Origin of the sequence: Curtobacterium sp. 'Ferrero' (assembly GCF_002412165.1) — a bacterium.
In the GTDB taxonomy this organism is placed as follows: domain Bacteria; phylum Actinomycetota; class Actinomycetes; order Actinomycetales; family Microbacteriaceae; genus Curtobacterium.
The window spans coordinates 61,851-82,540 of record NZ_NXIA01000004.1 but is presented as its reverse complement, the minus strand read 5'-3'; the positions used below and the strand labels follow the sequence as shown (position 1 = coordinate 82,540).

Annotated in this window: 20 protein-coding genes; 5 read left to right on the top strand and 15 right to left on the bottom strand. The window is 72.8% G+C overall.

Features of this window, described 5'->3' with window-relative positions; translation table 11 throughout:
* Window positions 1-93: 93 nt before the first annotated feature.
* On the bottom strand, window positions 94-921 hold the full coding sequence (locus Csp2054_RS05730) for a fructosamine kinase family protein (RefSeq protein WP_096898346.1): 828 nt from the start codon (window positions 919-921) through the stop codon (window positions 94-96).
* A 32-nt stretch (window positions 922-953) separates the two neighbouring features.
* Window positions 954-1,817 carry a LysR family transcriptional regulator gene (locus Csp2054_RS05725; RefSeq protein ID WP_096898345.1) on the bottom strand — a complete coding sequence of 288 codons (864 nt, stop codon included), beginning with the start codon at window positions 1,815-1,817 and terminating at the stop codon, window positions 954-956.
* 70 nt (window positions 1,818-1,887) lie between these two features.
* Between Csp2054_RS05725 and Csp2054_RS05720 the strand changes: the two genes are divergently transcribed.
* A complete protein-coding gene (locus Csp2054_RS05720) occupies window positions 1,888-2,796 on the top strand; it encodes a DMT family transporter (protein WP_096898344.1) in 909 nt (302 codons plus the stop codon).
* Between the two features lie 135 nt (window positions 2,797-2,931).
* Here Csp2054_RS05720 and Csp2054_RS05715 read toward each other — a convergent pair whose 3' ends face one another.
* Both Csp2054_RS05715 and Csp2054_RS05710 read right to left on the bottom strand, forming a co-directional pair.
* Entirely contained in the window at window positions 2,932-4,137 is a 1,206-nt protein-coding gene (locus tag Csp2054_RS05715; RefSeq protein ID WP_176491578.1) for an acyltransferase family protein, read from the bottom strand.
* Window positions 4,138-4,231: 94 nt separating this feature from the next.
* The gene (locus tag Csp2054_RS05710) at window positions 4,232-4,804 is read right to left on the bottom strand and encodes a TetR/AcrR family transcriptional regulator (RefSeq protein ID WP_096898342.1); all 573 of its coding nucleotides are present in this window, start codon (window positions 4,802-4,804) and stop codon (window positions 4,232-4,234) included.
* A gap of 96 nt (window positions 4,805-4,900) precedes the next feature.
* On the opposite strand from Csp2054_RS05710, the gene Csp2054_RS05705 reads away from it, so the two are divergent.
* The gene (locus Csp2054_RS05705) at window positions 4,901-5,806 is read left to right on the top strand and encodes an SDR family oxidoreductase (RefSeq protein WP_096898341.1); all 906 of its coding nucleotides are present in this window, start codon (window positions 4,901-4,903) and stop codon (window positions 5,804-5,806) included.
* A 231-nt stretch (window positions 5,807-6,037) separates the two neighbouring features.
* On the opposite strand, the gene Csp2054_RS05700 is transcribed toward Csp2054_RS05705, so the two are convergent.
* The 3 genes from Csp2054_RS05700 to Csp2054_RS05690 all read right to left on the bottom strand — a co-directional run bounded on the left by Csp2054_RS05700 (window position 6,038) and on the right by Csp2054_RS05690 (window position 8,561).
* Window positions 6,038-7,336 (bottom strand): NAD(P)/FAD-dependent oxidoreductase, encoded by a 1,299-nt coding sequence (locus Csp2054_RS05700; RefSeq protein WP_096898340.1) that lies wholly within the window; start codon window positions 7,334-7,336, stop codon window positions 6,038-6,040.
* A gap of 101 nt (window positions 7,337-7,437) precedes the next feature.
* The gene (locus tag Csp2054_RS05695) at window positions 7,438-7,986 is read right to left on the bottom strand and encodes a dihydrofolate reductase family protein (RefSeq protein WP_096898339.1); all 549 of its coding nucleotides are present in this window, start codon (window positions 7,984-7,986) and stop codon (window positions 7,438-7,440) included.
* A 26-nt stretch (window positions 7,987-8,012) separates the two neighbouring features.
* Window positions 8,013-8,561, bottom strand: coding sequence for a hypothetical protein (locus Csp2054_RS05690; protein ID WP_096898338.1), 549 nt, complete (start codon window positions 8,559-8,561; stop codon window positions 8,013-8,015).
* Between the two features lie 84 nt (window positions 8,562-8,645).
* On the opposite strand from Csp2054_RS05690, the gene Csp2054_RS05685 reads away from it, so the two are divergent.
* Window positions 8,646-9,437 carry an alpha/beta fold hydrolase gene (locus Csp2054_RS05685; protein ID WP_176491577.1) on the top strand — a complete coding sequence of 264 codons (792 nt, stop codon included), beginning with the start codon at window positions 8,646-8,648 and terminating at the stop codon, window positions 9,435-9,437.
* Window positions 9,434-10,156, top strand: coding sequence for an esterase/lipase family protein (locus tag Csp2054_RS05680; protein WP_255252630.1), 723 nt, complete (start codon window positions 9,434-9,436; stop codon window positions 10,154-10,156). The genes Csp2054_RS05685 and Csp2054_RS05680 overlap by 4 nt, the downstream gene beginning before the upstream one ends.
* A 70-nt stretch (window positions 10,157-10,226) precedes the next feature.
* On the opposite strand, the gene Csp2054_RS05675 is transcribed toward Csp2054_RS05680, so the two are convergent.
* From Csp2054_RS05675 to Csp2054_RS05650, 6 genes are all read right to left on the bottom strand, one after another.
* A complete protein-coding gene (locus Csp2054_RS05675) occupies window positions 10,227-10,613 on the bottom strand; it encodes a VOC family protein (RefSeq protein ID WP_255252629.1) in 387 nt (128 codons plus the stop codon).
* 93 nt (window positions 10,614-10,706) lie between these two features.
* Window positions 10,707-11,714, bottom strand: coding sequence for a LacI family DNA-binding transcriptional regulator (locus Csp2054_RS05670; RefSeq protein ID WP_096898336.1), 1,008 nt, complete (start codon window positions 11,712-11,714; stop codon window positions 10,707-10,709).
* A gap of 31 nt (window positions 11,715-11,745) precedes the next feature.
* Window positions 11,746-12,495 (bottom strand): class I SAM-dependent methyltransferase, encoded by a 750-nt coding sequence (locus Csp2054_RS05665; RefSeq protein ID WP_096898335.1) that lies wholly within the window; start codon window positions 12,493-12,495, stop codon window positions 11,746-11,748.
* Between the two features lie 46 nt (window positions 12,496-12,541).
* Window positions 12,542-13,630 carry a Gfo/Idh/MocA family protein gene (locus Csp2054_RS05660; protein ID WP_255252628.1) on the bottom strand — a complete coding sequence of 363 codons (1,089 nt, stop codon included), beginning with the start codon at window positions 13,628-13,630 and terminating at the stop codon, window positions 12,542-12,544.
* Window positions 13,627-14,649 (bottom strand): Gfo/Idh/MocA family protein, encoded by a 1,023-nt coding sequence (locus Csp2054_RS05655; RefSeq protein WP_096898334.1) that lies wholly within the window; start codon window positions 14,647-14,649, stop codon window positions 13,627-13,629. Before Csp2054_RS05655 ends, Csp2054_RS05660 begins: the two co-directional genes overlap by 4 nt.
* Window positions 14,650-14,746: 97 nt before the next feature.
* Entirely contained in the window at window positions 14,747-15,220 is a 474-nt protein-coding gene (locus tag Csp2054_RS05650; protein ID WP_096898478.1) for a nucleoside deaminase, read from the bottom strand.
* 96 nt (window positions 15,221-15,316) lie between these two features.
* Between Csp2054_RS05650 and Csp2054_RS05645 the strand changes: the two genes are divergently transcribed.
* Window positions 15,317-15,988 (top strand): DUF2461 domain-containing protein, encoded by a 672-nt coding sequence (locus tag Csp2054_RS05645; RefSeq protein ID WP_141399151.1) that lies wholly within the window; start codon window positions 15,317-15,319, stop codon window positions 15,986-15,988.
* Between the two features lie 77 nt (window positions 15,989-16,065).
* Here the strand turns inward: Csp2054_RS05645 and Csp2054_RS05640 are convergent, their stop codons facing one another.
* Together Csp2054_RS05640 and hrpA are read right to left on the bottom strand one after the other, a co-directional pair.
* Window positions 16,066-16,722: a CatA-like O-acetyltransferase gene (locus Csp2054_RS05640; protein ID WP_096898332.1), complete on the bottom strand. Its 657-nt coding sequence runs from the start codon at window positions 16,720-16,722 to the stop codon at window positions 16,066-16,068.
* Between the two features lie 94 nt (window positions 16,723-16,816).
* Window positions 16,817-20,677, bottom strand: coding sequence for an ATP-dependent RNA helicase HrpA (gene hrpA, locus Csp2054_RS05635; RefSeq protein ID WP_096898477.1), 3,861 nt, complete (start codon window positions 20,675-20,677; stop codon window positions 16,817-16,819).
* Window positions 20,678-20,690: the final 13 nt, after the last annotated feature.

Here is a 20,690-nt window from a genome sequence, read left to right as displayed (position 1 = left end):
ACGATGAGGTTCCCGGGCGTTCCCCGAACCGTTCGATGGATGACCTTGGCGCTCCCTAAGACCCGCTCGCGCCACGCCGGGCTCGGCGCCGGGTCAGGCGTAGCGCCGTGCCGCCCGGAGCGCCGCCTGCCGGTACGACCCGCCGAACAGGAACACGTGCAGCAGCAGCGGCGCGAGCTGGTGCAGCTCGAAGCGGTCCTGCCAGCCGTCGGCGAGCCGAGACTCCTCGTCGTACGCGGCGAGCACGGTCTCGAGGCGGGGGAGCCCGAACAGCCCGAGGAGCGCCAGGTCGGTCTCGGCGTGCCCGCCGTGCGGGTTCGCGTCGATGAGCACCGCACCGGTCGGGGTCGTGCCGTCCACGGGCTGGCCCGGCGTCGGCCAGAGGACGTTCCCGGCCCAGAGGTCTCCGTGCAACCGGGCGGGCCCGTCCCCGACGAGCGCGGGCTGCGGCGACCCGAACTCCCCGTCCTCGAGTCGCTCGGCCACCCGCTCGAACACCGCGGCCTCGGACCCGTCGAACCCGCCCTGGTCGACGATCCGGTGCACGTAGTCGCGGATCCGGTACTCGGCGAAGAACTCGCCCCACGTGTCGGGTGCCTCCGCGGCGGACACGAACGCCGTGCGCGACCGCCCCATCCGGAGCGACCCCGGCTGCGGGAAGCCCGGCGAGGGAGCACCCCAGTGCGGAGCGCCGGCCGCGTGCGTGTGGGCGAGCGACCGGCCGAAGCGCTCGGCCTGGTCGGAGGTCGGCGCTCCGTCGCTGATCTGCTCGAGGTGCAGCACCCGCGGCTCCGGGTGCGCCAGGACCCGGGCGATCCGCGTGCCGCCGGCGTCCTCGGCCTCGGCGAGCCACTCCAGCCCAGCGGCCTCGGCGGTCGCCTCGTCGGGGTCGGTGAAGGTCTTCACGTACGTCTCGGCCATCGGTCCATCCTGCCGACCGAGGGCACGGGGCGTCACAGCGGGACCGGACCCAGGGCGTCGACGAGCGCCTGCGCGAGCGGATGCCACGGCCGGGACGCCGGCCCGCTGAGCACGAGCGTCCGGGTCAGTCGTCGCTCGAGCGGCAGCATCACGAGGTCGTCGGGCAGCATGCCCCGTCCGAGCGTCGGGACGATCGAGACGCCCTCGCCCCGCTGGATCATCCCGAACATCGTGCTCATCTCCCGCACACGGTGGGCCCACCGGAACGGCTGCCCGTCGAGCTCGTGCAGGCGCTGGATCTGCACCTCGCACCCGCCGCCGCCCGCGACGAGGCCGTCCTCGTGCAGGTCGTCGAGCGTGAGCGTCGGCTGGTCCGCGAGCGGGTGGTCCCGGCGCACGACGGCGGCCATCTCGTCCCGCGCGACGACCACCGCGCCGGACGGCACGGGGGACGGGTCGACGAGGACCGCTGCGTCCACGGTGCCGGCCTCGAGCCACTCGGGCATCTCCTCGTCGTCGCCCTCGTATACCTGCACCTCGACGTCGGGCAGCACCACGGCCCAGAGCTCGCGGAGCCGCGGGACGAGACCCTGGCACACCGTCGGCACGGCCGCGAGCCGGACGGTGCCGCGCGTCGTGGCGGGCCGGACCACGGCCTCCAGGGCGTCGATGGAGGCGACCACGCTGCGGGCGTGTGCGAGCAGGCGTTCGCCGAGCGGCGTCGCGGTGGCGGAGCCGCCGCGGTGCACGACGGCACCGCCGACCTCGCGCTCGAGCCCCGCGACGGCATGGGACACGGCGGACTGGCCGATGCCGAGCACAGCGGCGGCGCCCGTGAAGGATCCCGCGTCGACGGTGGCCGTGAACGCGCGGAGCTGCGGGATCGAGACAGCCATGCGTCCTCCTCATGTCGGCATGAGGCACATGCGTTCGACACATGTGCGGTGGTGCTCGATGCTAGCCCTCGTGAACGCCCTCCTCTACGTCCTCGTCGCCCTCACCTGGGGATCGAGCTTCTTCTTCGCCAAGATCGGCCTCGAGGGACTCGCGCCCCAGCAGGTCGCCACGGTGCGCACCGTGCTCGGGGCGCTGACACTCGTCGTCGTGCTGCTCGTGACCCGTCGGCGCTGGCCGCGGGAGCCGCGGGTGTGGGGGCACCTGCTCGTCGTCGCCGTGTTCCTCAACGCCCTGCCGTCGTCGCTCATGGCGTGGGCGGAGCAGACCGTGCCGTCCGGCCTCGCCAGCATCTACAACGCCACGACGCCGATCATGACGCTCCTGGCGCTCGCGGTCCTCGTGCCGTCCGAACGCCTCAGCCGTCGGCAACTCGGCGGCATCGTGCTCGGGATCGTCGGCGTCCTCGTGCTCGTCGGGCCGTGGGACCTCGTCGGCGACCCGGCGGTGCTCGCGACGGTCCCCGGCCAGGTGACGTTGCTCGGCATGACCGCGTCGTACGGCATCGGGCTCGCGTGGCTCCGCCGGTTCGGCGTCGGCAGCGGGCAGGACCCGACGACCGTGGCGACGGTGCAGCTCTCGCTGGCGGCGGTCCTCATGCTGCTGGTCGCGCCAGTCATCGCGACCGGTCCGGTTCGGCTGGACTGGAGGATCGTGGCCGCGATGGTCGCGCTCGGGGCGGTCGGCACGGGGTTGGCCTACGCCTGGAACACCCGATTGGTCGGCGCGTGGGGAGCGGGGCGGGCGTCGACGGTGACCTACCTGACGCCGGTCGTCGGGGTCGCGCTCGGGGTCCTCGTGCTCGGGGAGCCGCTGCGGTGGAACGAGCCGGTGGGCGGGATCGTCGTGCTGCTCGGCATCGCACTCGCCTCCGGGGTGCTGCGGCGGCGGATGGTCGCGCAACCGGCCACCGCCGGCTGATCGGCTCCTCCGGGTCCAGGCGTCCGGCCGGCCGGGGGTCCGGGAAACACGCCTGTTCCGACGCGGCGCGCGTCGATCGACGCGCGCCGCGTCGGAACAGGCGTGTTTCGTCGGTGCGTGTTCCCGGTGCGCGGGCTACGTCGTCGCGTGCTCGCGCGCGGAGCGGTCCGCGGCGACGAGGCGCTTCGCCTCGCGCACGCGCTTCCGTGCCTTCTCGACCGGGACCTCCACCGCGTAGGCAGCCCCGACGGCCACGAGCAGTGCGACCCCGACGAGCCAGACCTTCCCCCATGCCCCGATGGCGAACGTGCTGAGCAGCGCGATGACGAGCGGGTGCCACAGGTAGGCGGAGTACGACACCCGACGGCCGAACCACGACACCGGCGTCCACGCGAGCGCGGCGGACACCGGGCTCCGGACCGAGACGAGCCCGCCGATCAGGACGGCCGACACGAGACCGGTCGCCGGCAGGACCACACCGAACGTCGACGCGTGCTGGGTCCAGTCGCCGTCGATCCAGAGCTGGATCCCGACGAGCAACGCCAGGCCGACCCACGTCGCGACGTGCCCGGCGAGCCCTGCGACCACACGCCGGACCCGGGCGTCGTCGAGCAGCAGTGCGAGCAGGCAGCCGGTGGCGAGCGGGACGACGCCGAGCACGGGGGAGAAGTAGACGTCCGGGGTCGCTCCGCCGTTCGGCTTCTCGTAGACGAGGAACGACACCGTCGACGCCGCGACGATCAGGGCGCCCAGTCCGGCGAGCAGCCACCGCCGACGCGACCGGACGAGGAACAGCAGGACCAGGACGGGCGGCCAGACCAGGTAGAACTGCTCCTCCATCGACAGGCTCCACGTGTGCGCGAACACGCCCTGCGTGGTGTCCCAGAACGAGCGGAAGAGGTTGCCCGTGTAGCTCAGCGCGATGAACGCGGCCTCACCGGGCGAGAACGTGGCGCCCTTGTAGTCGCCGACCCAGTTCCAGAGCGCCAGTCCGACGAGGACGAACGCGATGAGCGCGGGGTAGAGGCGCAGGACCCGCTTGCCCCAGAACGCGCCGAGGCGGATGCGGCCGGTCTTCCGGCGTTCGCCGAGGAGCAGCGTCGTGATGAGGAACCCGGACAGCACGAAGAACACCGTGACGCCGATGAAGCCGCCCTCGAACTGCGGCACGTGCAGGTGGTACAGGATCACGGCGAGGATCGCGATCGTGCGCAGCCCGTCGAGTGCCGGCGCGCGGTTCGTCAGCGGCGGCGGGGGCGTGGTGCGCGTGCGCCTGCCGTCGGTGTCGGCCGGGGCGGAGGTCGGTGTTGTCCGCTCCGGCGAGAGCGTGGTGGTCGCCACGGTCGCCTCCTGCGAGATCGGTTCCCTGCTGCACGGTCCGTTACCGGAACGTGACCTGATCGACCCAGGATGCCCGCGCGAGGTAGGAGGAGCCTCAGTGTCCGGGGTGCACCAGGTCCGTGAGGGCGGCCAGGCGCTCGGCGACGACCTCGGCGAAGGAGCGGTCCTCGTCCGGCGCGATCCACTGCTGGAACGACAGGTGGAAGACGGTGACAGCGGTCTCGGCGGCGATCGTCGCCGTGGGTTCCGGGACGGCGCGGTCGCGGAGCAGCGCACCCAGGTGGATCTTCAGGGTCTGGAGCTTGCCGAGCTCGCGTTCCTGCAGTGCCGACTCCCCGTCGATGACGGCTTGGCGGGCCCGGGAGAACGGCCGTCGTTCCTCGTCGAAGTAGGTGCCCGCGCTTCCGAGCGCGCGCCGGACGAGCTCGAACGCGGGGGCGTCGGCCGGTGCCTCGTCGATCCCGTGGGTGAACACGCCGAGGAAGTCCGCCTGGCCGGCGAACAGGACCTCGCGCTTGTCGGCGAAGTGCCGGAAGAAGGTCCGTTCGGTCACCTCGGCGGCGCGGGCGATCTCGGCCACGGTGGTGGCGTCGTAGCCCTGGTCCGCGAAGAGCTGCATGGCGGTCGCCTGCAGGCGTTCGCGGGTGCCGGGTTGCCATCGGACCATGCAGCCATCCTAGTGATGACAGTTACTGACATCGAGTGCTAGGGTGATGTCAGTTCGTGACATCACCGCCACGGACACCTGCGAAGGGAAGAACTCATGCACGTGTTCGTCACCGGGGCCTCCGGATGGATCGGCTCCCACACCGTCGACGACCTCCTCGCCGCCGGTCACAGCGTCACCGGCCTCGCTCGCTCGGACGCCTCCGCCGACGCCCTCGCCGCGAAGGGCGTCACCGTGATCCGTGGCGACCTCGACGACCTCGACGCCCTGCACCGTGGTGCCTCCGGTGCCGAGGGCGTCCTCCACCTCGCGAACAAGCACGACTGGGCGGACCCGGTGTCGACCAACGCGACCGAGCGTGCCGCGGTCGAGACCCTCGCGTCCGCGCTGGTCGGCTCCGACCGTCCGCTGGTCGTGGCCTCCGGGATCGCCGCGCTCGCCGACGGCCGACCCGCGACGGAGCGTGACCCGAGCCCGTTCACCGGCCCGGACAGCATGCGCGGTGGCAGCGAGAACCGCGGCTTCGACTTCGTCGACCAGGGCGTCCGGACGATCGCCGCCCGCTTCAGCCCGACCACCCACGGCACCGGCGACCACGGCTTCATCGCCGCGATCGTCGCCGCGGCCCAGCGCACGGGCGTGTCCGGCTACGTCGGCGACGGCAGCAACCGCTGGGCCGCCGTGCACGTGACCGACGCCGCGCGCATGGTCCGGCTCGGGCTCGAGCAGGCGCCCGCCGGGTCGCGGTTGCACGCGGTCGCCGAGACGGGCATCCCCAGCCGCGACATCGCCGAGGCTATCGGCGCCGGCCTCGGCCTCCCGGTGACCTCGATCGACCCCGCCGACGCCGAGGAGCACTTCGGGTTCATCGGCCGCTTCTTCGCGATGGACATGTCGGCGACCTCGGAGGCGACCCGCGAGCTGCTCGGGTGGGAGCCGACGGGCGTCGGACTCCTCGAGGACATCGCGGGCGGCGCGTACTTCCCCGTGCGCGGCGCGTAGCGCGCTCGACCGCTTCACCGCCGGACGGGAGGCACGGTGCCAGCCCGCACCGTGCCTCCAGTCCGGCGCGATGCGTGCGTTCGACGATCCGCGCGTCGAACGACGCGCGTGAGGTCGGTCCATGCGCGCACATCCTGTGCGGGTGCATGGAACGACGGTGCGCCTGTCGACCGACGCGTGTTTCGTCGCGGACGGGGAGCACGGGAACCGCCCCGCCGGCGGCGCGCTGCGCTACTCGGCCTTCTGCATCTGCCAGGGCTCGGGCTCGCGGTCGCCGTTCGGTCGCACGGGTCGCACGTCGCCGACGATCGGGATCGCCCGCTTCCGCATGAACCACAGGTACCGGACGAAGAAGTGCGACAGCGTCGACAGCCGGTTGCCGTTGCCGAGCAGCGAGGCGATGTGCACCGCGACCCAGGCCGCCCACGCCACCGGGCCGACCATCGTCACACCGCCACGGAGCTGCGCGACCGCGGCGTTCGTGCCGATCGTCGCCATCGTGCCCTTGTCGAAGTACTTGAAGTGCTCGGTCGGCTTGCCCTCGAGCAGGCGCTTGATCTGCTTCGCCACGTGCCGACCACCCTGCAGCGCCGGCTGGGCGAGCTGGGCGAGGGCGTCGTCCTGCGCCGCGATGTCGCCGGCCGAGAACACCCGCTCGACGCCCTTCACGCTGAGGTCGTCGTTCACCTGGATGCGCCCACCGTGGGTCTGCGGCATACCCCAGCCCGAGACCTCCTTGTGCGCCGCGACGCCGGTCGCCCAGATCACCTGCGACGCCGGGATCACCTCGCCCGACTCGGTGACGACCCCGTCCGGGCGCACCTCGGCGACCCCGGTGTTCAGCCGCAGCACGACACCGCGCTTCCGCAGGACCTTCGCGGCGTACCGGCGCAGGCGCGGGGCGAACGGCTTGAGGAGCTCCCCGCTGCGGTGCACGAGCGTGATCGAGATGTTGCCGCGCTCGATCTCGGGGTAGGCGCCGACGAGCGCCTGGTCGCGGAGCTCGGCGAGCGCACCGGCCATCTCGACGCCGGTCGCCCCACCGCCGACGATCACGATCTTGATCTCGTCCGGACCCTGGTTCGCCGCCGCTTCCTCGAGCCGGGTGAACAGCTCGTCGCGGATGCGGAGCGCCTGGGACCGGGAGTACATCGAGTACGCGTACTCGTACGCGCCGGGCGTCCCGAAGTAGCTCGTGTTGACGCCGTTCGCGAGGACGAGCCAGTCGTAGTGCAGGTGCTCCCCGTCGCTCATCTCCGCGATGCGCTCGTCGGTCCGGATGCCGGTGAGGAGCCCGTGCCGGAAGTCCGCGTTCGACTGCTTCGCCCGGAGGCTCCGCAGGAAGTAGGTCACGTCTCCGGCGTTCAGGCCACCGGTCGCCACCTGGTACATGAGCGGCTGGAACATGTTGTAGACGTGGCGGTCGACGAGCGTGACCCGGACGTCGGCGTCCGCGAGCTCCCGCATGGCCGCGATGCCGGCGAAGCCTCCACCGACGATGACGACGTGTGGGCGGGTGTCCTGCGGCATGTGCTCCCTGTTTCCTCGGACGGCGGATGGTCGCCTCCGAGGGTACGCGCGCTCAGCCGCCTCCGATGACCGTCACGGCCGGGAGGCGCGGGTCGGCCCCGTCAGGCGTCGCGCCGCGCGTAGGTGTTCAGGACGTTCCCCTTGCTCGTCACGGTGCTGTCGACGAGCGTCAGGCGCGTGGGCGGGTCCGTCGGCTCGAAGAGCCGACGACCGGGGCCGGCGATCGCCGGGTGGATCATGAGCTGCAGCTCGTCGAGGAGGCCGGCGAACAGCAGGTGCCGGACGACCGAGATGCTCCCGGTGACGGCGATGTCGCCGCCGTCCTGCTCCTTGAGGTCGCGGACGAAGTCGTCGAGGTCGCCCGGGATGTGTGTGCTGTTCTCCCACGCCAGGTCGTAGCCCAGCGTGGTGGAGGCGACGAACTTCGGCATCGGGTTGATCCACCGGCCGAAGGGGTCGTCGGCGTGGGCGGGCCACCACTCCGCCCACTCGAGGTAGCTGTTCCGACCGAGCAGGACGGTGTCGGTCCGGGACATGAACGCCGTCATGCCCGCACCGAGCTCCTCGTCGAAGCTGTCGTGCTGGAACTTGTAGGGTTCGTCGACCACGCCGTCGACCGAGGTGAAGAGCCCTGAGGTGACCTTCCGCATGCGCGAAGCGTAGTGCCGCGGGTTGGTCAGCTGCCAGTGCCGGTGCCGCCCTGCGTGCCGGTGCCGGTGCCGCCCTGGGTGCCGGTGCCGGTGCCGCCCTGCGTGCTGCCGGGGAACTGGCCCGTCCCGCCGCCGTACCCGGGGAAGCCGTTCGTGCCGCGGCCCGGGAACTGCGACGTGCTCTGCGTCTGTCCGCCGATCGCGTGGCCGATCGCGAAGCCGATGCCTCCGCCGGCGAGGAGCGCGGCCACGCCGACGGCCGCCGCCACGACCGGCCAGAACCACGGCGGTCGCGGCTTGGTCGAGCCGGGAGCGTCCGTCCGGCCGTACCAGGGCGTCGGGGTCTGCTGGGCGGTGTCCCACTCGGCGGCGTACGGGTCGCCGCCGGGCGCCCGGGTCGCGGTCGGGGTCGGGGCGGCGTCCCAGCCGTGCGGTGCCGCGGCCGGTGCGGCTCCCCAGCCGTCCGGGGCGGACGGGTACCGACGCTCGTTCGTCTGGGTCTGCGTCCGGGTCGCGGCCTGCGTCTGGGTGTGGTGGGTCGGAGCCGACGGGGTCGTGGGGATGGTGTCGTCCATGGCGACGAGTGCACACCGTTCGGCTATGAGTGGCTGATGACGACGCTGACGCAGCACTGTGGACGCGCGCGTACCGTCGTCGTCGTGCGTGCGAAGGTCGAGACGGTGCCGGTGGACGGGCTGACCGTGCGGCTCCGCACCCTGGCCCCGGCAGGACGCCTGCACGACGCGCTCGTGCCGACCGTCGTGCTCGTGCACGGCATCGGCATGTCCCACCGTTCCTTCGCCCGCGCGCAGGCCGTCCTCGCGCGGACGCACCGGACCGTCGCCGTCGACCTCCCCGGCTTCGGCGGGCTGCCCGCTGCCGGGCGTCGGCTCGACCCCGCGGAGCTCGCCGACGTCGTCGTGCGGGCCGTCCGGTCGCGTGGTGCCGGGGAACTCGTCGTCGTCGGGCAGTCGATGGGCACGCAGGTCGCGGTCGAGGCGGCCCTCCGACACCCCGATGCCGTGTCGTCGGTCGTCCTGGTCGGACCCGTCGTGGACGATCGCCGTCGCACCCTGTTCCACCAGGCGGTCGACCTCGGGCGGGACTGCCTCGTCGAGACCCCGCGCATGAACGCCGTCGTCCTCACCGACTACTTCCGCAGCGTCCGGCAGTACGTCCGCGAGCTCCGGCCGATGCTCCGCCACCCGCTGCTGGACCGCGTCGCCGCCCTCGACGTGCCGGTGCTCGTCGTCCGCGGTGACCGCGACCCGATCGCCCGGCGGGACTGGGCTGCGCGGGTCGCCGCCCGGGCGCGACGCGGGGCGATCGTGGAACTGCCCGGGGCGCACCACGTGCAGGAGCACCGACCGGTCGCCTTCGCGGACCTCGTCGCCGAGTTCCGACGGGTCGACGCACTGGAGCGTCTCGTCGCCCCCGAGGACCACCGATGACCGAGCCGGCCACCCCGACGACGCACCCTGCCCGCGGGCGGCGATCCGTGCCTCCCGTCGGGCTGCGCAGGCGGACGGCGTGGGCCGTCCGCGACTGGTGCTACGCCGTGCGGTGGCAGGTGCGGAGCCTCGGCCCGACCACGGCGGACGACTACCTCGACGGGGACCGGCCGCCCGTGGTCGTGGTCCCCGGCGTGTACGAGACCTGGCACTTCATGCGCCCGCTGATGGACGCGCTGCACGATCGCGGCCACCCTGTGCACGTGCTGCCCGTCCTCCGGCACAACCTCCGGCCGGTCCCTGCCTCCGCTGCGGAGCTCGTCCGGTACCTGGAAGAGCACGACCTGCGCGACGTGCTGATCGTGGCGCACAGCAAGGGCGGCCTGATCGGCAAGTACGCGATGGCGTCCCTCGACCCCGAGCACCGGATCGACCGCATGGTGGCCGTGTCCACCCCGTTCGGCGGGTCGTCGCTCGCGCGGCTGGCGCCCGTGCCGCACCTGCGGGTGTTCCGCGCGGCGGACCCGGTGCTCGCGGCGATGGGGCGGGAGCTCGAGGTCAACGCGCGGATCACCTCGGTGTACGGGGTCTTCGACACGCTCATCCCGGAGGGCAGTGAGCTCGCGGGCGCGACGAACGTGCGGCTGCCGATCGGCGGGCACTTCCGGATCCTCGGCGACCCGCGGGCGCGCGACGCCGTCCTCGCCGCGACCGACTGACGGTGCCCAGGCCGGTCACCGGCCGACGGGCCTCCGTGGGCGTCCGGTCGGTCCGCGCTCCTTCCCGGCGTCAGGCCCCGGGCAGGAACAGGCAGAACGGGTGCCCGTCGGGGTCGAGCAGTACGCGGACGTCATCCTGTGGTTGGAACGCCGCTTCGCGGGCACCGAGGTCGACCGCCCGCGCGACGGCGCCGGGCAGGTCCTCGACCTGGAAGTCGATGTGGAGCTGCATGTTCTGGGCGCCGTGTTCGCTGGGCCACACGGGCTGGACGTATTCCGGGTCGTACTGCACCGACAGCCCCGCGCCGTGGTCGGGTCGGACCCGGGCCCACGTGGGGTCGTCCTCGTGCACGGTCCAGCCCGTCAGTGCTCCGTAGAAGCGCGCGAGCCGGATCGGCTCCGGAGACTGCAGCACGGTGGACACCAGGGTCGGCATCGTCGCGTCGTCGCTCGTCATGCCGCGGATCGTACGCGTGGTCCTCCCGACGGCCGGTGAGCACCGGAGCCGGTGCGGTCACCCGACCGGCCGCCGTCGCGGACCGAGCGGCCGTCAGCGGGGGGCGACGCTCGCGCGCTCGACGATCCGGTGCGGGACCACGACCGTCTCCGGCGGGGCCGAGCGGTCCTCGATGCGCCGGGCCAGCAGCCGGAGTGCCGCGGACGCCAGGGTCCTGCGGTCGAACGCCACCGTCGTCAGCGCCGGGATCGCGAACGCCGCCGGGCCGATGTCGTCGAAGCCCATCACGCTGACGTCCTCCGGGACCCGCAGTCCGCGTGCGGCGAGCACGTGCAGCACGCCGAACGCGATCGAGTCGGTGAAGGCGAACACCGCGTCCGGCAGGGGGTTGCGATCGAGCCACGCGTCGAAGCCGCGCGCGGCCGTGGCGGTCGACCAGTCCGGCAGCGGCACCCGGAGCGCCGGGTCGCGGGGGAGTCCCGCCTGTTCGAGGGCGTCGGCGTGGCCGCGCTCGCGGAGGTCGCTCGTGGCGGTCACCCACGTCTCGGTCGCGGCCCCGACGATCGCGATGCGCCGGTGTCCTGCGCCGACGAGCCACGTCGTCGCCTCGGCCGCGGCCGCCCGGGAGTCGACGTGCACCTGGTCGACGTGCTCCGGTTCGACCTCGCCGATCACCACGGTGGGCGGCAGTCCCTCCGTGCGGGCGAGCACGCTCGCGCTCAAGGTCACCGGGTTGAGCACGAGTCCGTCCACGAGGTGCGCCCGTGCCCGGGACACCAGCTCCTGTTCCCGCTCCGGGTCGTTGCCGGTCTGGTCGAGCTGCACCACCCATCCGTGGTCGCGGGCGAGCTCGACGAACCACTCCGTCAGTTCGGCGGCGTACGGGTTCCGCATCTCCGGCAGGGTCAGGGCGATCACGCCCGAACGGCCGTTCCGCAGCCCGCGGGCGGACAGGTTCGGCACGTAGCCGAGCTCGGCGACCGCCTGTTCGACGCGGGCGCGGGTCTCCGGGCGCACCGGCACACCGCCGTTGACGACGTTGGAGACGGTCTTCGGTGACACCCCGGCGAGGGCTGCCACGTCCCGCACGGTGGCGCGCACCGTCCGAGCGTAGCGTGCCGGTCGAACGCGGCTAGGGACGACGCTCGTACCGGTGCACGTGCGTCCGGTACGGCACCCGCACGAGGTCCGAGCCGGCGGTCGCGGGGTCGGAGTCGAGCAGGTCGACGACCTCCTGGCGGAGTGCGGCCCGCTCGTCGTCGGGCAGCACGATCAGGTAGCTGCGCGACAGGACCATGTCGAGGAACGCCGTCCGGTCCTGTTCGTGCACCCACTCGAAGACCCGGTGCGCACGGCCGACGAACGGGCCGCCGAGCACGGTGTCGTCGTCGTACGACATCCGCCGGGCCTCGGGCCGGGTGATCACGTCGCCGAGACGCCGCGACCAGTCGTCGGTCTCGTCACGGACGTTCCACACCAGACCGAGCACCCCGCCCGGCCGCAGCACCCGCGCGACCTCCGCCACGCCGGCGTCCCGGTCCACCCAGTGCCACGACTGCGCGAACGTCACCAGGTCCGCGGAGCCGTCCGGCAGCGGGATCGCCTCGCCGCTGCCGTCGAGCGCGCGGACGTCCGGCAGGACCTCGGCGAGCCGGGACCGCATCGCAGCGTCCGGTTCGACCGCGACGACGTCGGCGTCCGTGCCGGCCACGACGTCGGCGAGCACCCGCGTGAACTTCCCGGTCCCGGCCCCGACATCGACGACCCGCCGTGCCCCCTCGGGCACGAGCCAGGCAGCCACCTCGGTCGGGTAGCCGGGGCGACCGTGCTCGTAGGCGTCCACGGCGCTGCCGAACGACCGGGCGTGCTGTTCGAAGGTCATGCGTCCACCCTGGCACCGCACCCGCCCGGCAAGGGTGCGACTCCGCTCAGCCGTCCGTGACCTCGTCGACCCGCACGGTCCGGCCGGTGCGGACCGACTCCTGCGCCGCCAGCACGACGGACAGCGTGCGCATCCCGACACCGACGTCGGGCTGCGGTCGGACTCCTGTGCGGACCGCGTCGAGGAAGTGGTCGAGCATGGCGGTGTCGAAGTCCGCCCCGGTGCGCAGCTCGAGCGGCCGACCGTCGGCGGCCCGCAGACCACGGGCGGCGGCCCCGAAGAAGTCGATCGACACGGTGCCCCCGGTCCCCGCGACGTCGAGCGTGAGGCCGCCCCACGCCGGCGCGGTGTCGGGGCGGCTCCACGAGCAGTCGATCGCGACGACCGCCCCGGAGTCGTACGTCACGGTCACGAGGCCCGCGGTCTCGGCGCGCGCCCGGTCGGCGTGCAGGACCCGGTTCGTCACGGCCGTCACGGACACCGGCGTCGCTCCCGTCAGCGCATCGACGAGGTCGGCGACGTGCACCACGTGGTCCGCCAGCGCCCCGCCGCCGCTCAGCGCCGGATCGGTGAACCAGTCGCGGGTCGCCGGGAGCATGCCGTTGTTCGCGCCGCGCACCGACACCACCTCGCCCAGCGCGCCGGACCCGGCGGTGCCGAGCAGCCGCCGGAACGCCGATGCGAACCGCACCGGGTAGGCGACCATGAGGAGCACCTCGGCGCGCTCCACCGCGTTCCGGATCGCGACCGCGTCCTGCCACGACGTCGCGAGCGGCTTCTCGCAGAGCACGTGCACCCCGGCCGTGGCCGCGGCCTCGACGAGCTCGCGGTGCCGAGCGTTCTCGGAGGCGACGACGACCGCGTCGGGGCCCCAGGCGAGGAGGTCCGCGACGGACTCCTCGTACCCGACGCCGAGCGCCTCGGCGAGTGCGCGTCCGCGGAGCGACCCGACGTCCGCACCGGCGGTGCTCGCTGGGTGAGCGGGAGCCCCCGCCTCCACACCGGCGCCGACCTCGCCGTCCGGATCGGTGCCGCGGACCTCGACGTCCGGCATCGCCGACAGGGCGGACAGGTAGCTGATCGCGTGCGTGTGCGCGAAGGACAGGACCCCGACCCGCAACCGCTGCCCGCTCACAGCGACACCTCCACCGGCTGACCGGACGCGAGCGAGGCCAGGGCGGCGTTCGCCAGGTGCACCGCGACCGCGCCGTCGAGCGCGGACACCCGTGGCGCCGCACCACCCGAGAACGCCGCGAAGAAGTCGACGAGCTCGAGCGCGTACGGGTCGTCGGCGGGGTCGACCGGCGGCAGGAACCCGTCGACGGACTCCGCGCGAGCGAGGTCCGTCCGGGTGTCGGCTTCGTCGAGGGACGACCACGACAGCGTGCCGCCGGTGCCCGTCACGCTGTACTCGGTCGAGAACGCCAGGTGCTGCGGACCCCAGAGCCCGGACACCTGGCTGATCGCGCCCGACGCGTGGGTCAGGAGCACGTGCGCGGCCTCGATCGGCTCGGCGGCCGTGCCGGAGCGGACGTCCACGGCCGACACCCGCACGACCGGACCGGCCACCCAGCGGGCGATGTCGAGGTCGTGGATCATCTGGTCCATCACGATCCCGCCGGAGGCAGCGCGGTCCGCGAACCACGGCACCCGCGTCGGGTAGGCGCCGGCACGCGAGAACCGGAGCACCGCGAGCTCGCCCAGCGTCCCGTCCTCGACGGACTCCCGCAACCGCGCGTACGCCGGGAACCACCGGACCACGTGCGCCGGGAACAGGGGCACGCCCGCGGCGGCCGCCCGTGCCACGAGTTCGTCGGCGTCCGCGTCGGTGCGGGCCAGCGGCTTCTCGCACACGGTGGGGCGTCCCGCGTCGACCGCGCGCCGCACCACCTCGGCGTGGGCAGGTGTCGGCACCACCACGTCGACGACGTCGACGACGCCGAGCAGGTCGTCGAGCGAGGCCGCCACCGTCAGTTCCGCGCCGGCCCCGGCCGCCCGGTCCCGGTGCGCGGCGACGAGGTCCTCGGCGCCGTCGATCGAGTGCACGACCACGTCACCGAGTCGGAGCAGCCCGGGCAGGTGGGCGGCAGCGATGCCACCCGCCCCCACGAGTCCGATCCTGGTCTGGGGCTGCGAGGTCGACGACGACGGCATGCCGACAGCCTACGGAACGTGGGCGCGTGACCACAGGGCGGACGGGAGGCACGGGGCGGCGCCGCACCGTGCCTCCCGCCCGAAAGGTGGTCGGCCGTCAGCCCGCGTGGCGGGCGCTCCACGCCCGGAACGGCGCGGTCGGGTCGGCGGCGTCGCCCTGCTCCGCGCGCAGCGCGCGCTCCTCGGCGGGCTTCGCGTACTCGTCGTAGAACGTGTCGAGGGTCATCAGGCGGTTGCCGTCCTCGTAGTGCTCGCTCTCCTGCTCCCGCGTCGCGGCGAACACGACACGGTCCGGCTGGGCGTAGTACAGCGCACCGAGGCACATCGGGCAGGGGTACGCGGTGACGACGACCTCGTAGCCGGTGAGGTCGGTGATGCCCTGTCCGGCCGCCTGACGGATCGCGCGGATCTCCGCGTGTGCGGTCGGGTCGCCGGTCTGGGCGACGTGGTTGACGGCCTCCACCACCACCTCGCCGTCGCGGACGATCAGGCAGGCGAAGGGCTTGCCGCCGTCCTCGACGTTCTCGAGGGCTCGGCGGACGGCGAGTTCGGTGAGTTCGTTGTCGTGCATCGCACCACCGTGCTCGCGGCGGCTGCCCGCGCCGTGCACGATCGGGGGACGGCGGCTCGCGGGCGGGTCGCAGCGGTCGACGGTTCGCTGGCCCGCATGACCGACCACCCCTTCCGCCCCGCCCTCGCGACGTTCTTCCGCGGGCTCGCCGAGCACAACGAGAAGGCCTGGTTCGAGGAGCACCGCGACGAGTGGGAGCGTGACGTCCAGGCACCCATGGAGGCCCTGCTCGCCGAGGCCGAGCGACGCTACGGACCCGGCCGGGTGCTCCGGCAGCACCGCGACGTCCGGTTCACCCCCGACAAGCGCCCGTACCGGGAGGACACCGGCCTCACCGCCGGCGGCGTCTACCTGAGTGCCGGCGTCGACGGACTGCAGGTCGGCGGCGGGCTCTACACGCCGTCACGGGCGCAGCTCGACGCCGCACGGACCGCGATCGACGAGCACCCGCAGGCCGCCGCGGCCCTGCAGCGGGAGCTCGACGCGCTCACCGACGCCGGGTTCGAACTGGCGGGACCGCCGCTGAAGACCGCACCGCGGGGGTGGCCGAAGGACCACCCGAGGATCGAGCTGCTCCGGATGCAGCACTACGCGGCATTGCGGCACCTGCCGCTGACGAGTCCCCTCGACGACGTCGTGGCGGCGTGGGACGCGGTGCAGCCGCTCGTGCGGTGGACCGTCAAGTGGGCCCGCGCGGACGACCCGGAGGCGCTCGACGACCCCGCGCCGCCGGTGCCGGGAGCGCGGCGCATCGACGAGCGGGCCTGAGCGACTGCTGGTCCGGTCGGTTGGCGCGTCCGCGCGAGCGCCTGCGCTGCTGCGTGCTCGTCGTCGGCCGTCGGGCGTCAGTCGCGGAGCCAGCCGGCCTCGGCGAACGTCGTCTGCAGCTCCGCGAACAGGCGGGAGCCGTGGAACCCGTCGACCGCGGCGTGGTTGGCCTGCACCGCGATCGGCATCATCGTCCGCCCCTCGACGTACCGGTAGCGCCCGATCGTGAAGACCGGCAGCAGGTGGTCGAACCCCTCCTTGACGTGCAGCGCGAACCCGGTGAAGGATGCCCCGGGCAGCGTCGACACGTCGAACACGTTCCGGGGCCGGTCCGGCTGCGGGAACATCCGGTGGTCGTCCCGGTAGCGCTCCATCGTAGACACGGCCGCCGCGTGGAACCGCGCCGGATCGTCGTCGTACGGGACGAACAGCACCGAGAAGGTCTCCGTGTCCGGGTGGAACACCGTGAACATCGGGTGCACGACGTCCCACACGGCGGGGGAGCCGTCCTCCAGGAGCTGCATCCGGAACTCCTCGTGGCGGTTCACCACGGAGGCGATCGCCCAGATCTGCGACGCGTACGTGCGGCGTTCGGTGCGCCGGACGGTCTCGGCGAAGTCCGTGACGTCGAGCTCGACGGTCATCTCCCACGTGCAGGGCACCCGGTCGCGGTAGTGCGCGAAGTGCTCACGGCGGGGCCAGGTGGCGAGGTCGACGGGGCGGAGTGCGGTCATGGCAGTCAGTCTGGCCCGTCGGGGCCGGGCGCCGTGTGCGGGCTCGTGCTGCTCGCTGCTTGCACGCTCGTCCCGCTCGCTGCGTGCGCGGTCGTCAGCGCGCCGCTGCCAGGGCCTTCGTGATCCGCTGCAGCGACACCGTTTCAGCGGTCCCGAGCTCCTGCGCGAACAGGCTCAGGCGGAACTCCTCGAGCATCCACCGTGCGTGGACGAGTTCGGGGTGCGCGCCGACCGCCGGGGGGAACGTCCCGCCCGCGTCGGTGTAGCGGTCGGTCGCGACGGTGACCTCGCGCATCCACGCGGCGTCACGCCCGGGGTTCTGCAGGAGCTTCTGCACCCGCGCGGTCACCCCCTGCAGGTACACGCGGACGCGGCGGAGTCGGTCGAGTCCGGCGACCGAGACGAACCCGGGGAACACGAGGCGCTCGAGCTGCTGCCGCATGTCCGTCAGCGCGCCGAGGAGTGACATCGAGTTCGCCTGCTTCAGGGCCCGTTCGGCGTCACGGTGCGCGGTCAGCACGGCCGCGACCTCGGACACCGCCGTGAACATCGTGTCGACGACGGTCGCGGAGACCCGGTCGCGGACCTGCTCGAACGCCGCCTGCTCGAACACGAGGCCGTCGGGGTGCGTGCCGCGGATGCCCGCGTCGACGACCGCTGCGAGGACGTCGTCGAACAGCGCCTGCGTCGAGGCGTACGGCGAGGCGGCGAGGGCGAGCTTCTCCTGCGCGGTCAGGTGCTGCTGGATGTACGACACCGGCGAGGGCACCGCGTGCATGACGAGTCGACGGACCCCGGCCGGCATCGCGACCGCGCGGTCGTGCTCGGTGGCGAGCAGCCGGACGGCGACGGTCGCCTTGGGTCCGGAGCCCTCCTCGACGAGCGCGGGGTAGGCACGGATCACACCGCCGGACTGCTTCGTGTCGAGGACGCGCGGGAGGTCACCAGCGGGCCACGCGGTGAGCCCAGACCGCTCGAGGTCGGAACCGGCCTGCGCGACGCGGGCCGCGCCTCCCGGCCGGTTCGCCCTCGCCGTGGCGGAGGCGACGCTCTGCTGGGTGCGGTCCTTGAGTTTCGTCTGCAGGGCCGCGAGGTCCTTGCCGGACTCGACCCGACGGCCGCGCTCGTCGACGACGGCCCACGTCGGCAGCAGGTGCGGCGGGACGCGCGACAGGTCGAAGTCGGACTCGGACACCGGCACGTAGGTCATGCGCTGGATCGTCTTCGCCAGCGTCGAGCGGAACGACTCGGTCGGCTCCGTCGGTGCGTCGTCGGGGAGCTCGGCGACGATCTTCTCGGCCCAGTCCGCCGCGGGGACGATGTTCTTGCGGATCTGCTTCGGGAGCGACTTGATGAGCGCGGTCACGAGCTCCTTCCGCAGGCCCCGCACCTGCCAGTCGAACCCTTCCTCGCGCATGCGCGGGAGCAGCGCGAGGGGCACCTGCACGCTCACGCCGTCGTCCTGCGCGCCCGGCTCGAAGCGGTACTTGATCGCCAGGCGCTGGTCGCCCGAGCGCCACTGGGTCGGGTACTCCTGCTGGTCCTGCGCGGCTTCCGCCGCGTCCTCGGCCAGGAGGTCCGACCGACGCATCGTGAGGAGGTCCGGTTGGTCGCGCCTCGCCTTCCGCCACCACCCCTCGAAGTCGCGGGTGGTCGCCACGTCGGCGGGGATGCGCGCGTCGTAGAAGTCGACGATCTTCTCGTCGTCGAAGAGGATGTCATGGCGGCGGGTGCGCTCCTCGAGCTGCTCCAGCTCCTTGCGGAGGCGACGGTTCTCACGGTCGAACGCCTGTTGCGAGTCCCATTCACCCTCCACCAGGGCGTGCCGGATGAAGAGCTCGCGGGAGTGCTCGGGGTCGACGCGCTTGTACTGCACGCGTCGCCGCTGCACGATCGGCACACCGAAGAGCGTGACGCGCTCGTACGCGACGACGGCGCCCTGCTTCTTCTCCCAGTGCGGCTCGCCGTAGGTCCGCTTGAGCAGGTCGCCGGCGAGCGGCTCGACCCAGGCGGGGTCGATCTTGCCGACGGTCCGGGCGAACAGCCGACTGGTCTCGACGAGTTCGGCGGCCATCACGGCGTCCGGCTGCTTCTTCGCGAGGACACTGCCCGGGAACACCACGAACCGGGTGTTCCGGGAGCCGAGGTAGTCGCGCTTCTCGCGGTCGCGGAGCCCGATCTGGCTGAGGAGTCCGGCGAGCAGCGAGCGGTGCACGGCGTCGCCGTCCTCGCTCCGCGACTGCCCCACGCGGACGTCGACCTGCTTCGCCGCGCGCGAGAGCTGGCGGTACAGGTCCTGCCACTCGCGGATGCGGAGGTAGTTGAGGAACTCGGCCTTGCACAACCGCCGGAACGCGCTCGACGAGAGCTCGTCCTGCTTGTCCTCGATGTGGTTCCAGAGGTTCAGCAGCGTCAGGAAGTCGCTCGTGGGGTCGGCGAAGCGGGCGTGCAGCTGGTCGGCGTGTGCGCGCTTCTCGAGCGGACGCTCTCGCGGGTCCTGGATGCTCAGGGCGCTGACGATGGCGATGACCTCGCGGCCGACGCCCTGGCGACCGGCCTCGAGCACCATCCGTCCGAGCCGCGGGTCGATCGGCAGTCGGGTGAGCTGCCGGCCGGTCTTCGTGATGCGGCCGTCACGGTCCACCGCACGGAGCTCCCGCAGCAGGTCGAGGCCGTCCTTCACTCCCCGGGAGTCCGGCGGCTGCAGGAACGGGAACGACTCGATGTCGCCGAAGCCCAGGCTGATCATCTGGAGGATGACCGCGGCGAGGTTCGTCCGGAGGATCTCGGGGTCGGTGAACTCCGGGCGCCGGTCGAAGTCCTGCTCGGAGTACAGCCGGATGGCGATGCCCGCGCTCGTGCGGCCGGCGCGACCCGAACGCTGGTTCGCGCTCGCCTGGCTGATCGCCTCGATCGGGAGGCGCTGCACCTTGGCGCGCGGCGAGTACCGGGAGATGCGGGCCGTGCCGGTGTCGACGACGTACTTGATGCCGGGGACGGTGAGCGAGGTCTCGGCGACGTTGGTGGCGAGGACCACGCGACGGCGGATGCCCGGCGTGCTGCGGCGCTCGAACACCCGGTGCTGGTCCGCGGCGGACAGCCGACCGTAGAGCGGGAGCACCTCGGTGCCCGGGTAGCGCTTGCCCTCGATGGCCTCTTGCGCATCGCGGATCTCGTTCTCGCCGGACAGGAACACGAGGACGTCGCCCGGGTCCTCGCGTGCGAGTTCGTCCAGCGCGTCCGTGATGCCCTGCAGGACGTCGCGGTCGTCGCCGGTGCCGCCGGGGCCGGAGCGGGTGCCGTGGTCGTCCGTCCGCGGGTCGTCCTCGTCGTCGTCGCCGTCCGGGGCGTCGGCGTCCTCCGCGACCAGCGGGCGGTAGCGGACCTCGACCGGGTACGTCCGGCCGGACACCTCGATGATCGGAGCCCCGCCGAAGTGCTGCGAGAACGACTCGGGGTCGATCGTCGCGCTCGTGATGATGACCTTGAGGTCCGGACGGCGGGGGAGCAGCCGCTTGAGGTACCCGAGCAGGAAGTCGATCGTCAGCGATCGCTCGTGCGCCTCGTCGATGATGATCGTGTCGTAGCGCTTCAGGTCGCGGTCGAAGTGGATCTCGTTGAGGAGGATCCCGTCGGTCATCAGCTTGATTCTGGTGTTCGCGGACACCTTGTCGGTGAAGCGCACCTGGTAGCCGACGAGGTCGCCGAGTTCGCTGCCGAGTTCCTCGGAGACCCGCTCGGCGATCGTGCGTGCCGCGATGCGTCGGGGCTGGGTGTGGCCGATCGACTCGCGGCCGAGTTCGAGGCAGATCTTCGGCAGCTGCGTGGTCTTGCCCGACCCCGTGGCACCCGCGACGATCACGACCTGGTGGTCGCGGATCGCGGCGGCGATGTCGTCCCGCCGCTGCGAGACGGGCAGCTCGGGCGGGTACGTGATGACGGGCGTGTCAGACATGAGCATTCCAGGA

Coding starts and splice junctions, on each gene's coding strand:
- Csp2054_RS05665 (WP_096898335.1), bottom strand. CDS start 12,495: ATGACCTTCGAACAGCACGCCCGGTCGTTCGGCAGCGCCGTGGACGCC.
- Csp2054_RS05655 (WP_096898334.1), bottom strand. CDS start 14,649: ATGCCGTCGTCGTCGACCTCGCAGCCCCAGACCAGGATCGGACTCGTG.
- Csp2054_RS05650 (WP_096898478.1), bottom strand. CDS start 15,220: ATGCACGACAACGAACTCACCGAACTCGCCGTCCGCCGAGCCCTCGAG.
- hrpA (WP_096898477.1), bottom strand. CDS start 20,677: ATGTCTGACACGCCCGTCATCACGTACCCGCCCGAGCTGCCCGTCTCG.
- Csp2054_RS05705 (WP_096898341.1), top strand. CDS start 4,901: ATGCACGTGTTCGTCACCGGGGCCTCCGGATGGATCGGCTCCCACACC.
- Csp2054_RS05730 (WP_096898346.1), bottom strand. CDS start 921: ATGGCCGAGACGTACGTGAAGACCTTCACCGACCCCGACGAGGCGACC.
- Csp2054_RS05645 (WP_141399151.1), top strand. CDS start 15,317: ATGACCGACCACCCCTTCCGCCCCGCCCTCGCGACGTTCTTCCGCGGG.
- Csp2054_RS05695 (WP_096898339.1), bottom strand. CDS start 7,986: ATGCGGAAGGTCACCTCAGGGCTCTTCACCTCGGTCGACGGCGTGGTC.
- Csp2054_RS05710 (WP_096898342.1), bottom strand. CDS start 4,804: ATGGTCCGATGGCAACCCGGCACCCGCGAACGCCTGCAGGCGACCGCC.
- Csp2054_RS05690 (WP_096898338.1), bottom strand. CDS start 8,561: ATGGACGACACCATCCCCACGACCCCGTCGGCTCCGACCCACCACACC.
- Csp2054_RS05680 (WP_255252630.1), top strand. CDS start 9,434: ATGACCGAGCCGGCCACCCCGACGACGCACCCTGCCCGCGGGCGGCGA.
- Csp2054_RS05700 (WP_096898340.1), bottom strand. CDS start 7,336: ATGCCGCAGGACACCCGCCCACACGTCGTCATCGTCGGTGGAGGCTTC.
- Csp2054_RS05725 (WP_096898345.1), bottom strand. CDS start 1,817: ATGGCTGTCTCGATCCCGCAGCTCCGCGCGTTCACGGCCACCGTCGAC.
- Csp2054_RS05640 (WP_096898332.1), bottom strand. CDS start 16,722: ATGACCGCACTCCGCCCCGTCGACCTCGCCACCTGGCCCCGCCGTGAG.
- Csp2054_RS05675 (WP_255252629.1), bottom strand. CDS start 10,613: ATGACGAGCGACGACGCGACGATGCCGACCCTGGTGTCCACCGTGCTG.